The sequence below is a fragment of the Vibrio sp. 10N.222.46.A1 genome (genome assembly GCF_041473595.1).
In the GTDB taxonomy this organism is placed as follows: Bacteria; Pseudomonadota; Gammaproteobacteria; order Enterobacterales; family Vibrionaceae; genus Vibrio; species Vibrio tasmaniensis_A.
Window position 1 is genome coordinate 1 of the sequence record NZ_JBFRSN010000246.1, and the last position, 12,900, is coordinate 12,900.

The 12,900-nt window shown below is 43.0% G+C and carries 5 protein-coding genes and 3 pseudogenes; all 8 read right to left on the reverse strand.

Features of this window, described 5'->3' with window-relative positions:
• Positions 1 to 264, reverse strand: a pseudogene (locus AB4496_RS08355) (IS5/IS1182 family transposase); the annotation flags it as partial.
• Between the two features lie 10 nt (positions 265 to 274).
• A pseudogene (locus AB4496_RS08360) lies at positions 275 to 427 on the reverse strand (transposase); the annotation flags it as partial.
• 6 nt (positions 428 to 433) lie between these two features.
• On the reverse strand, positions 434 to 829 hold the full coding sequence (locus AB4496_RS08365) for a transposase (RefSeq protein ID WP_102258085.1): 396 nt from the start codon (positions 827 to 829) through the stop codon (positions 434 to 436).
• A 474-nt stretch (positions 830 to 1,303) separates the two neighbouring features.
• Positions 1,304 to 3,334 (reverse strand): ATP-binding protein, encoded by a 2,031-nt coding sequence (locus tag AB4496_RS08370; protein ID WP_017100853.1) that lies wholly within the window; start codon positions 3,332 to 3,334, stop codon positions 1,304 to 1,306.
• Positions 3,334 to 4,569, reverse strand: a complete 1,236-nt coding sequence (locus AB4496_RS08375) for an ABC transporter substrate-binding protein (protein ID WP_017097881.1) — start codon at positions 4,567 to 4,569, stop codon at positions 3,334 to 3,336. Before AB4496_RS08375 ends, AB4496_RS08370 begins: the two co-directional genes overlap by 1 nt.
• Positions 4,570 to 4,717: 148 nt before the next feature.
• Positions 4,718 to 5,905 carry an EAL domain-containing protein gene (locus tag AB4496_RS08380; protein ID WP_102258084.1) on the reverse strand — a complete coding sequence of 396 codons (1,188 nt, stop codon included), beginning with the start codon at positions 5,903 to 5,905 and terminating at the stop codon, positions 4,718 to 4,720.
• 9 nt (positions 5,906 to 5,914) lie between these two features.
• Positions 5,915 to 10,174: a CHASE domain-containing protein gene (locus AB4496_RS08385; RefSeq protein WP_240798310.1), complete on the reverse strand. Its 4,260-nt coding sequence runs from the start codon at positions 10,172 to 10,174 to the stop codon at positions 5,915 to 5,917.
• 417 nt (positions 10,175 to 10,591) lie between these two features.
• Positions 10,592 to 12,079: pseudogene (locus AB4496_RS08390) on the reverse strand (IS3 family transposase); the annotation flags it as partial.
• Between the last annotated feature and the right edge of the window lie 821 nt (positions 12,080 to 12,900).

Below are 12,900 nucleotides of genomic sequence, written 5' to 3' on the forward strand. Positions count from 1 at the left end.
CATCGCGTAAGTTTCACCCACCTGCGCATTGTAATTTCTTAAGCTCAATCGCCCTCCTAGCAACTGTTTAACTCGATACATCGCTGTTTCTGACAGTGAACGTCTGTGGTATCCATACCGCTCTTTCCAATACTTATGTGAGCCGTATAACTTCTGGCAACCCACGGCGAGATTTTGGGGGTGACCACGCTCCCAGAAGGTTGTTCCTTCTGACTCGCTTAATCTTAATAGCTGCGTGCCACGCTCTCGTGTCGTGAGCGCCATCACCAGACACCTCAAGGAGGCTTCGGCGTGTTTGTTTCAGTAAGTTAGGGAGGACTTCTCCATCTGTAACCGTCGATAAACTTAGCTCGGCTGCAATAATTTCATGAGTGCTTGTATCGACTGCAATATGTGCTTTCGCCATAAACCTTAAGGCCAGTAACATCAGTGGCTAGGTGCTGTATTGCTCCTTAAATGAGACCCCAACTTGCTTAGCTCTACGCTGATGCAGGTGTAATGTGGACAACTTAATGGAACATGGAAATCTAAATAGCGAGTCGACAAATCCTTGTAGCGCTCTCAGTGGCATAGAAAACACGCGTTTCACCATGAGTGCTGTCGTGATAGCCAAATCACTGAACCGACGTGGTCTCCCGCGCTTATTCTGTTTGCTTTGCGCCCAACCGCTTATCGCCTCTTCATCAAACCAAAAGGTCAGAGAACCACGGTTAATGAGTGATTGGTTGTATTGCTTCCAGTTGGTTGTTTTGTAAAGAGGTTTAGGAATAGGGCTGCGAGAGAGAGTGGATGTAGCTGACCAGATCGTAGGTTCTTGATTTAGTTCCATTGAACCACATTGGTTATATACTTACTCATAGCAAGCTACCCGCTCAAGCGTATGTGTTTAGCGCTGCCAATATTCAACGAGTCATGAAGAATTAAGGAATTAGCTGCCAAACCGCTACAATGACACTCGCTTCCAAAAGCAAAAGGTTCTCTATTTAATAAAAACTGCGGTTTATTTGCTTGGTTCCGAAATAATGTTTCACGAGTAAAGGCCTAAGTTAAGCCGGATAACCAAACTCGGCGACAAGTATGTACACTATAAGCTCATGGCGTTAGAACAGCGATTGTCAATCTTTTTGGGAAAAAACTGAGACAATGGTGTCGAGGAATTTTAGAAAGAGCTGGGCAATAGTGACCTCCCCGCAAAAACGCCCGGAGCATAAGATTACTGTTACACAACCAAACTGAATATGAAAACTATGCTTTTTATACCTAACATTTCTCTCTGTGCCCAAAGCTAGTCATGCAGATTAATTTATGGACTGTTGGCCTTTTCTACAGCTTGGTTTGACAGATATTGATTAAAGACCGAATCTAACACCCCCTCATTGACTGGTTTTGTGATGATTTCTGCGCAGCCAACCTCACGCATTTTAGTTAGGTTTTCCTCGAAGGCATCAGCGGTACAAGCGATGACGATGCTATCACTATAGGGTGAAGATAAAGCCTTAATACGTTTCGTAGCCTCAGTACCATCCATAATAGGCATATGGTTATCCATCATGATTACGTCATAAAAGGTTCTGCTCGCTTGCTCAAAACCTTTTTGTCCGTCAAGGGCAATATCACACTTAAAACCTCTTTTCTTTAGGAATTTAGATAGGATGATGCTATTTACACGATTGTCTTCAACAATCAAAGCTTTCAACCCTTCGCCATTAAATAACTTCATTGGTTCATTTATTTGCTCTCTAGGCTGTGATACAACTTTGACAGGCACGCAAATGATAAAGCGTGTCCCTACACCTACTTTACTTTCCAAGTTAAGCGTGCCATGCATAGTATCTACGAGCTTGGAAATAATAGTTAAGCCAAGTCCAGTCCCGCCAAATTTACGCGTAGTTTTCCCATCGCCCTGAGTGAATGGGTCAAATATCGTTGCTTGTTTCTCTGCGGGGATACCAATTCCCGTATCAGACACCTTAATTTCTAGATAATCGTTGTTATTCATTTGCGTGAGCCGGGTAGAAAAATGGATCTCCCCTTTTTGAGTAAACTTCCACGCATTATTGAGAAGATTAAGAGCTATCTGTGCTAACCGGGTCTCATCGGCAACTAGGTGTATTGATGTTTCAGAATAGGCCGTTCCTTCAAACGTTATACCTTTATCTAAGCATAAGGGTCGATAACTATTTTCAATTTTATTGTGTAGGTCAGCCAGTTTAAATTCAGAAAGATTAAGCGTCAGCTTACCAACCTCAATTTTAGAAAAATCTAGTATATCGTTGAGAATTGAGATCATATGGTGCCCGGAAGAGAGCAAGGTTTGTTCAAGCTCATGACGCTCATCTTTATTTTTACACTGTGTCAGCAGTTGAGCTGCCCCCAAAACCCCGTTCATAGGGGTTCTCAATTCATGACTAATAGAGGCTATAAATTGTGATTTAGCGACACTTGCGGTTTGGGCTTCAATGGCTACTTTTTTTAATCGGCGCTCAGACTTTTCTAGTGACTGATAAGGAGAGATGAGGAGCTTTTTACCTGTAAAATAGACCAATATATATGTCAACGCACCAGCTATCGATAACGCAACGATGAGTGAACGGATAAATTGGTTACGATTGTTTTGATAGATAGCAGGGTTAATACTGTAAACTAAATCCAAGTCGTATCTAGGGAGGTATGTTGTATGTTGCGTCCAATCAATTGGGGGAGGCATACCCCAACTATTATCGCTTTGAATTAAACTTACTTGATATTGTTCGGAGAACCTCAACGGTGATAAAAAGGCGTCAATATCAAATGGCTTCACATACACAAGTAAACCTTCTAGAAAACCGTTGTACAGTATTGGAAGAGCAACCATTAAGTTATTACTATCATCTTGAAAGGTAAATACCCTAAACACACTCGATAGATCTCCTTGTTCAATCTTAGTGTGCAGTTGAGCGAACAGTTCATCCGGTAAGGTTAACTCTTGATAAATTGGGTCACCAAGAATATCCAAGATCACAATATAGTGCTTACCCGTCACTGGTTTCACGATTGCTAGTCTATCACTAATCTCTTGTGGTGTAGCACCCCCCCCTAAAGCGGTAGAAATCACCACTTGATGTGAGGCAATTTTCATCGCTAAATTTTCGGTATTATTCAGGGATTGGCTAATATAACTCTCTGCCGTACTTAGTTTAATTGAGGTATTGATTTTCTCCAGGTTTCTTATTGATTGCTGAGCTTGCTGCTCTAAAAGTCCATAAGTGATAAGAGCGAACACAACCATCGAGATAAACAAAAATACACCGTAAAGCTGAATACCACTGAGTTTTGGTCGAGTTTTATAGATCATTAATCTGCCTTATTAATCTTAGCTGAATCTAACAGCTTGATGGCTCCCACTTGAGTGTACCTCGCCATGCACAAATCATCGGCTCCTAGCGCCTCATGAGCATCAGGATGTGCCACGTCATAAACGCTAAATGGTTGTTCATACGTCTTTAGCAAACCTTGAACCGGTGTGTCCATCTGCTCCAACGCCAGCTTAAGTAGCTGTCGATTATTCACCATATCATCGGTGAGGGTGATACTTTGTGCGGCTTGAATAAATACTTTAGCCAGATCATAGCCATGCACAAAGCCAGCTGGGGCGTCAATAAAATCATTTGTAAACTTATCAGGGAATAGCGCCGTAGCTTGGCGGTATACCTCCTTCGATAGATCGTTCTCCGGAGAGCTATAAAAATTAAAACAAGATTGAACAAAGCTTAAGGCAGTTCTCTGGCGAGCATCAAATGAAACTCGCTGAGAGAAACCACCTCCGGTGATCCCCCAATGACTGAAAATTTTTGGTGGTTGTTCAAGATCAGAGAGAGCTTTGACTAATAAGGGGCCTTCTCGTGAATTCCCTACAAACAGGACACATTCAACGCCGGTTCGATTAAGATCGGCGGCTATCACACGAGCCAGAGCCTCGTCAATTCCCCAATTAAACCAAGTAACCCGAGCTTTTAAGTGTGTGCTGTGGTCAGCTACTGATTGGAAAATCGTTTTGTAATTAGACTTACCCCAAGGCGTTTTTTCTAATAATAAGTCAACAGATTGGCAACCATTATTGATTGCTGTTGAGACCAGTTTCCCCCCAACTTTTGTGTCGTCAACAGAGAGGCGAAATACGAAATTCTTCTCAGACGGGTAGCGAGTTATAGGACCGCCTGCAGCCCATGGCACCAAAATCAACAGTTCACTTTCATTGATATAATCGCGATATTTTATCAGGGGGGAAGAATGCAACCCGGCGAAGAAAACAATTCCATTAGGGTCTTTCTGGTAGCGCTGCATATTGAGCTTGCTTCGCGCCGTATTCCCACGATGGTCAAGTACTTCGAACTCTACTGGAATGCCAAAAAGTTGATTACCATGCTGAGAAAAAGCCGTTTTTACACCCATTTCTATTGCCTCCGCTGAGGCTAGATGCACGGTTCGATCCGAGTCTAGATATACTTTGAGAACAGAAGGGGCTGTTATAGCTGGCGTAGAGCCAACCACAAATAAGCCGATGACTGTAGATTTAAGCCATTTTTTCATTCCGTAGCCCCCTTAATATAAGTTATTGTTTTATTTATGATTTGAATTCTAGACTAGATATTTAGACTTGCAAATGATTTAGGAGGAAAAGTACGGCAGAGGTGCATAAGTGATTCAATATTGACACCATTTACTCTTGAATTGAGGGTTAGCTCTCGACGCCTTCCCATTCATCTAACCATCGAGATAAATGATTTTCAGACATTGGCTTGGCAATAAAGTAACCCTGTGCGACATCACACCCTATCTTACGTAAATACACCCAATCCTCAAGATCTTCCACTCCCTCAGCCACGGTCTGCATTCCTAATTGCTGGGCCATCTTGAAACTGGCTTCAAAAATCACGCGTAAAGACTTATTTTTATGGGCCCCATGCACAAAACTTCGGTCGATCTTAAGCTCACTGAATGGAATATCTCGTAACTGGGCCAACGAGGAATACCCCGTCCCAAAGTCATCAATAGATAAAGCAACACCTTTAAGTCGCAGTCGTGTCAGGATGTCCAACGCTAACTGCCGATCATTCATCAGCCGGCTTTCCGTTACTTCCAAGACTAAGTTTGACAATGGGACTCTAGCCTCATGTGCAATGTTTTGAATCTTATCTGGAAACTCCAAGGACGTCAGACTTTCCATTGAAATATTGATTGACATACAAAGCTTTGCGCCCACAGATTGCCAACGTTTGCTCTGTTCCAGAGCATTAGCTAAGACAACCATCGTCAAGTCATCTATCAGTCCATACTCTTCAACAAGTGGGATAAATTTATCAGGTAACACTAGGCCATCTTTAGGGTGTTGCCAACGTACCAAAGCTTCTACACCGACAATTTCACCATCTCGAAGCCTGACCTGTGGTTGGTAGTAATTGATTAGCTCACCTTGTTGAATAGCTCGACGCAGATCAGCTTCAGAATACTCTTTCAGGTCATCAAAACATTCCGTCTCTAGATGAGCGGCCTGATGCTCAATAATTTCTTTTAACTGAGTGGGACTAAAAGGCTTATGGAGACAACCAAAAATATTAAGTTGATAAGTGGTTGCCAGCTTTTTAGCACTGTCTAGAATGGCTTGTTCTTCACCACTCATCAAAATAACACCTCCCTGGTAGCCTATACACCCCAAGTGACGGACAAACTCTACTCCGTCCATCTTTGGCATCTGCAGATCACAAAAAATTAGTTCTACCTCTTCAGGATGCATTTCTAATTTTTGAAGAGCATCAACAGCATGTTCATATTGATGAACAACAACCTTTTCATTCACAAAATCCTTTAATTGATGAGCAAGCAACTTCATTAAAAACGGCTCATCGTCAATCAACATTATCGCCATACACTTCTCCTATATAATTTTTTTATCAAGGTAGCAGATCACTTCCTCTTCCGTCTCTGCAAAACACTTATCTAACAGAGTCATGGTCAACTCCACCACTGCGACATCACCTATAGTACAAGCATTTTCAAGCTCGGCACACAAGTCACCTAATCTCATCGCGCCCACTGAACGAGATGAAGATTTGAGCTTATGAGCGATACTGCTCACTTCTCTAATATCCTTAGCGGAAGAAGCGGCTCTTAACTGTTCCTGCTGTCTTGTCATTAAACTCAAAAAATCAGTCAAAAAATCACACATAACAGCTGGCTCATTTCCGACAAGCTCAGCGAGCTTACTGACAGTCAATATTTCAGAGTCCCTAGGCTGTTCCTCTTCAAGTAATCCAAGTTCAGGCACTCCATTCTGGTTGGGCAACCATGTTTCAAGAGCCTCTTTAAGTAAATGAAGCTGGACAGGTTTTGTAAGGTAATCATTCATTCCTACCGCCTTGGCTCGACTCTTTTCACCTCTCAAAGCGTTGGCTGTCAAAGCTAGGATAGGTTTTTGTGCCCTCTCCAAGTTATCCTGTCGTATCGCTTCCGTTAATGCATAACCATCCATTTCCGGCATATGTAAATCCGTTAATAGCAACGCATAACTTCCCTCTTGCCAAAGTTGATAAGCCACCAATCCGTTCTCAGCAACCTCTGCCGCATAACCTAGTAGACTCAACTGTTTAAGGATGACTTTTCGGTTGATGCTATCATCCTCTGCAACCAAGATTAACCGTCCTTCTGCACGGGCTTGTGCCACACTCGGTGCCGCAGTTAACGGCAGAGACTCTTCCCCCACTTGATCAAGTATTATTTCAGGCGAAACAATTCCGGCAGCCACTGAAACAGACTGTAAAAACTCTTTTCGCCGCAATAGGTTACAATTTAGAGCAACAAATTCAGGGGATTCAAATTTCAGGGGCCGAGGCTGATCTCGAGTCATCAACAAGTGCCTAATATACCCACTTTCAATTCGTGAACTTTTCAATGTTTTCAGAAAAGCGATGGTAAGTTCCGGGACATGTTTTTGCGGTCCAATAATTATAACGACAACCTCTTCAAGCAACTCAGCAATACGTAACGCTTCGGAATGGGTGCTAACAACTTGAACATTAGCACCCGAATGCTCGAGGTAAACTCGTAGAGCGTCAGTATCAAATACTGAGTTCTCAACTAGGATACACTTTGTCTCTGAGAGTAACGATAAAGGTGGTATGATCTCTTTCTGATAAATTGCCAAAGGTAAGCTAACTGTGAACGTAGAGCCTTCTCCTAACTGACTGTTTACTTTAATATCTCCGCCCATTAAGTCCACTAAGCGCTTCGAGATCGCCAATCCTAACCCAGACCCCCCAAAACGACGCGTTGTGGATGACTCCGCTTGAGAGAAAGAAGTAAATAACATAGCTAAGGCATCCGACGATATTCCAATGCCGTTATCCTCGATATTGACAACCATTTTATTATCAACAATGTTCACGCGGACTGAGACGTCTCCTCGTTTTTCCTTACGACCACCACTAAACTTAATTGCATTACCAATTAAATTATAGAAAATTTGCCGCAACCGGATTGGATCAGACAAAATATAACTTGGAAAAATCGGGGCAATAAATAATTGCAAGTCAACCTCTTGCTTCTCAGAAACGGAGACAAGCGAGGAGCATACCCCTTCTATAAGTTCTTCGACAGATACCGGAAATTTTTCAAGATCTAGCTTACCAGCTTCAATTTTTGAGAAATCTAAAATATCATCGATGAGCCTCAGCAGGGCAAACGCAGAGTCATGAATAGTTTTAACTTCATCAACTTGATGGCACTCCAGCTGACTGTGTGACAAAACCTCTAACATACCAATAACCCCGTTCATTGGCGTCCGTATTTCGTGGCTCATTGCCGCCAAGAAAGCCGATTTAGCATGGCTTGCTTGTTCCGCCTCAATTCGAGCTTGCTCTAGCTTTTCATTTGTTGACCGTAATGACGCTGTGCGTTCAGACACCCGTTGGGCAAGTTTTTTACGCTCCTGCTCTATGACAAAATTGGCCGCTTTTTGCTGCTTGGTTGCCTCCTCAAGTTGTCGTAAAGCCTGATGACGTTCGGTTACGTCCCTAACCATTGAAATACAACGCCTTTTCCCTCCAGGTAGAAAAATGTACTGAAGATTGACTTCGACTGGAATGAGATGACCATCTTTATGTTTATGAACAGTAGAAATATGGACAACCTGCTGTTCGCCATTTAACAAGGGTTCAAGCAACTTCCGGTAACGGTTTTCATCGAACTCAACTTTGAAATCAACGGCAGTAAGATCCAACAACTCTTCTCTGGAATAACCAAGTTGACAAACGGCACCTTCATTAACATAGCTGTGGCGAAGCGTTTCTGGATCAAAGATAAATGCCCCATCTTCAATGGCATTCAGCATAGCCATCGCTTCTTTATTTTTCCTCTCTGACTGAACACGCTGGGTAATATCCCGAATAGCGACGGCCACCTGCAAGCCCTTTTCCGACTCAACAGGGCTTAAACTAATGTCAACCGGAAAATCAATCCCCCCTTTACGTCTAGCCATGGTAGAGAGTTGCTCAACACGAGCTCCTTCACCCAATTCTTCATTCTCGAAGAAAGAGCTATTGATATTTGAATAAATACCAGGTAAAAATCGATCTATTAATTGGCCTTTAAGTACATCTTTCCCCCAATTAAAAACAACCTCAGAATGGCTGTTGGCCTGAGTAATACAACCCCCCCTCTCTATTATCAGTATGGCATCAGGTGCAAACTCAAAAATATCAATGAAACGACGTTCATGACGCCTATTTTCAGTTACGTCGTGCATAGCAACCACAGCACCTAGGCGCTTACCATCGAGATCACAAATCGGAGCTCCACTGGCCAAGACGAAGCGGGGACTTTGACCATTAGCGATTATGCAAAGTAGATCATTTTGAATATGCTCACCATTAAATGCTCTAAGCAACGGTATGTTTTCTTTCGCCATCGGTGTTCGCCCGTCACCTTCATATAAATTGTAATAATTACTCCAGAGTTCGGGGGGAATCTGTAATGGGTCAGATCCATGCCACTCTCTTGCTGTACGGTTAAATAAAGTTAAATTTCCGTCCGCGCCACAAGCCACCACCCCTTCACTCAAACTCTCTAAAAGCATTCGATTGAGCTCTTCTTGTCGCTTTAGTTCTTGAGTGCGTTCATTAACACGATTTTCTAACTCCTGGTTTAGGCTCTTAAGGGATCCTTCGGCTTCTCTCCTCGCCGAGGCCTCATGATGCAGCTTTTCAGTTGTTTGATGTGAAACAATCAACATCCGAAAAAGGAAAAAAAACAGAATACTTAAGAGCCCCCCAGTTCCAGCAACAATACGAGGCAGCGAAAAATCGAGACCGGCTTCAAACACGGGGGTAGAAGTATAGATGATCGTCCAATCTCGACCTGCAACATTAATCACCTCCGAGCGTCGAAATGTCGATATGAATTGCTCGTCCACAATACTTAAGGCGCTATTCCCGTCATACAGCAAACTATTAGGGGTGTCTTCTGCGCCATCATATAACCGAAAGCTTACCGTTGAGACGTTAGATTGAAGGATACCTTGCATGAGATCTCTTGCGCGGAATGGGCTGTAAACATAACCAACAAAGGCCTCCCTTCGCTCTTCAACTGTATCAGGGGAATAAAGCGTTTTGTAGATAGGTAAATAAAGCAAAAAACCAGCTTGTTTATCCTCAGTAATCTCCTGAACTAACTCAACCCTACCGGATAAAGCAGCTCTTCCTGTATCTCTTGCCGTAGACATAGCCTGACGCCGAACGGCTTCAGAATACATGTCAAAGCCAAATGCCTGCCGGTTGCGAGCATCAAAAGGCTCCAAATAGATAATGGCCGTGTATTCATCTCGCGCCCCCTTAGGTTTAATCTCATACTGAGGAAAACCTTCCGCCCGAACTTGCTGCACATGCGCCTCTTTATCTCGCGCCGAAATAGGAATTGAAACACCAATCCCCTGTATACCAGGATAATGCAAGCCAAGATTTAACTTAGCGATATAATTCGCCCACTCCTCACGATTGACCTGTTCAGAAGCAGCAAATAGAGCAACGCCCCCTGAGAGGGCCTGTTGATAATTCAACATGCGATTTTGAATCAACGCTTTAACGTCTTGGGTATAATTAGTAAAACGGCTTTCAGCATTGCGTTCAACATAATTTCGTGCCATAGACCAACACGCTATTGTTGCACTGAGTGACAATATTAATATACTTAAAGATAGCTTTATGGCCCGAGGCTTCCCAGTCATACATACTCCAAATCAACGATTGACGACACGAATTCTTACGAAACCAGTAAAAGGACGAACAAACTAGAACCTAATTAATATAAATGTATATCCACTAGTTGTAGTACAACACCAAACATAAGGAAAGGGCTCTATCCGCTTAGATGAGCTTGATTGATTGGTAAAAGTTAGAGTGAGTTTCTAGGATTGAATTTTGTCTAATCTTCAATTTAAAGGGGATTGTCGCACTTATTATCTGAAATCGGGTGTAAACGAAATTCCATATTGATAATCTACAAAATTATAGCCTTGGGATTCCGGTGTTTTTCAAGGTAGTTGTCATCATTTTCTTGCTTATTAAGCAGCTTCTCTTTCTGGATTTAGGTGAATGTCACCAACAGGCGCACAGTTCCTGATATCACCAGACCACCGCTCAAGCTTTCGCTGTTTTGCTGCTAGCAATACCTCTACACGACGCTTCAAGATATCTTTATCTTTTCCATTGTGACGCTCTGAAGGCGTGACGTGACGTAATTTAGCTTACTCTGCTTATGCTCGGTGTTGTACCAGCGTACGAAGGCTTCAACCCAACTTCGACTACTATCGATTGTTTCAAAGCCCTTTGCTGGCCAGCTTGGCATGTACTTTCCTGTACGGAACAATGACTCGACATACGGGTTATCATCACTGACTCTTGGCCGGCTATACGATGAGGTAATACCTAACTCTTCCATTTTTGCTTTAAACGTCAGCGACTTCATCGGTGCACCATTATCTGAGTGAAGAACCAGTGCTTGATTGAAGCATTGCTCTCGCATCAACGTTCGTTGCAGAAGTTGTGACGCCAGCTCACCGCATTCATGCTCATACACTTCATAACCAACAATTTTTCGACTGTAGATATCCTCAATGACATACAGGTAATAGTGTTGGCCTCGAACCCTTGAAGGTAAGTGATTGATATCCAATGCATAAAATTGGTTCGAGTCCGTCGCTGTGTAACTGGTTGGCTTCGTTTGCTTCTGTCTGCTCCGCTGACGACCTCGTTTGTGAAGTTGCCCCTGCGTACTCAGCACTCAATAGTAGATCGACTCAGAGGCGATATACTCACCTCTCTCAAGCAGTGTCAGGACGATTTGAGTTGGAAGCAAGCTTGCGAACTCAGAGCGGTTACACACCTCACGCTCTTCCTGCGACAGCTTGTTAGCAGGCTCTGGTCTGATGCATATGGCCTTTTGTCAGCTTGGACTTCACCTTGCTGATACCAGCGACGATACGTTCTCAAGTCAATTTGAACTTCATGGCAAGCTGGCTCTAAACGGCATCCGCATTGCTTCGCTTCAAGGATAATCGTCACTATGGTCTGCCTTTCATCGGTTGAGGTTAGTCGTCCTCTGGCTCTTCCCCGTAAAAGGCTCTCAGCTTTTTTCTTAGTACCAAGAGGGCGGCCGTTTCAGCGAGTGCTTTTTCTTTGAGTCGTAAATCTTTCTTCAACTCTTTGATTTCAAGTTTGTCAGCTTTAGCCTGCTTCTTTGCTTCAGCTTCCCGCTCTTTACTCGACTTAAACCCTTGCATACATTCGCGGCGCCAGCTTTGGATTTGTTCTGGAAAAAGACCTTTTTCACGATCATATTGGTTGAGTTCACTTTCTGTCATTGAGTAGGTTTTAGCGATAATGGCAAGTTTAGTTTGAGCAGACCACTGCTCTGATGAAGTGTTGGTATTTGGGACGGCGGCTCCTGAATGTCTGAGTTGCTGGCGCCAATGATACAGGGGCGCAGTGCTAATTCCTTCGTCTTCTGACACTTCTTTAACTGACATCGAATATGGAGGTAATAGCTTCTTTTCTTTCTACTGAGATACGAGACACAATTACTCTTTATCGCCCAAACTGGTTAAATTCTAACAGTGACAACTACCCTGCCAGATAGAGATAGTGTACGGTTTCGAGAATAACTTCAGAGGGAAAGTGGCAGCCTTTAAACATGACGATTCAGAGTGTTGAGTGGAAATTGAACAAATCCTAACCTAAAGCTTCAAAGTTTGCGATAGAACCATTTTCAGGTTGTCGAAGAATTGTGTGGGCAAGTTGATGTGGAAGTTGGCCATATTTCAGCAGATAAAATATACGATACCGATGACGTCTATGACGCATTAGCGAGCGAATTTCCAGAAACTGACATAGCGATTCCTCCCAAAGAAAATCTGTATGCTGACGACGCTCATAACCCTAAAAGGGTGAGCAATTTGGTGGTGTACTCTGCATTAAGTCCCACGCGCAGGCAAAAGACAAAGCAGTATGGAAAACGGAATGTCTCAGATAATGCAATGTAGCGTTACAAAACAATTATTGGCCCCAAATTACACAGTAGAGACTTTAACAATCAACAACAGGAAATGATGCAAGCGGCATCAATATTAAATCGATTTATGCAGCTTGGTATGACCGAGAGCTATCGAGTCGCCTAATGACATCAAAAGACAAAGTGGGTTGATTACGGAAACAAAGCCACTCAGAAGTGGCTGATGAACCGTACTTTTTGTCGCCCCAATATACAACGAGATTAAAAGATCTCCCTCAGATCATATATTGAAGGTTTCTAAACCTAGATTTGTGTATGGACAACTTTCGTGAGGAACGAGCGAATAGTTGTCCATACACAAAT

Coding starts and splice junctions, on each gene's coding strand:
- AB4496_RS08365 (WP_102258085.1), bottom strand. CDS start 829: ATGGAACTAAATCAAGAACCTACGATCTGGTCAGCTACATCCACTCTC.
- AB4496_RS08380 (WP_102258084.1), bottom strand. CDS start 5,905: ATGGCGATAATGTTGATTGACGATGAGCCGTTTTTAATGAAGTTGCTT.
- AB4496_RS08375 (WP_017097881.1), bottom strand. CDS start 4,569: ATGAAAAAATGGCTTAAATCTACAGTCATCGGCTTATTTGTGGTTGGC.
- AB4496_RS08370 (WP_017100853.1), bottom strand. CDS start 3,334: ATGATCTATAAAACTCGACCAAAACTCAGTGGTATTCAGCTTTACGGT.
- AB4496_RS08385 (WP_240798310.1), bottom strand. CDS start 10,174: ATGGCACGAAATTATGTTGAACGCAATGCTGAAAGCCGTTTTACTAAT.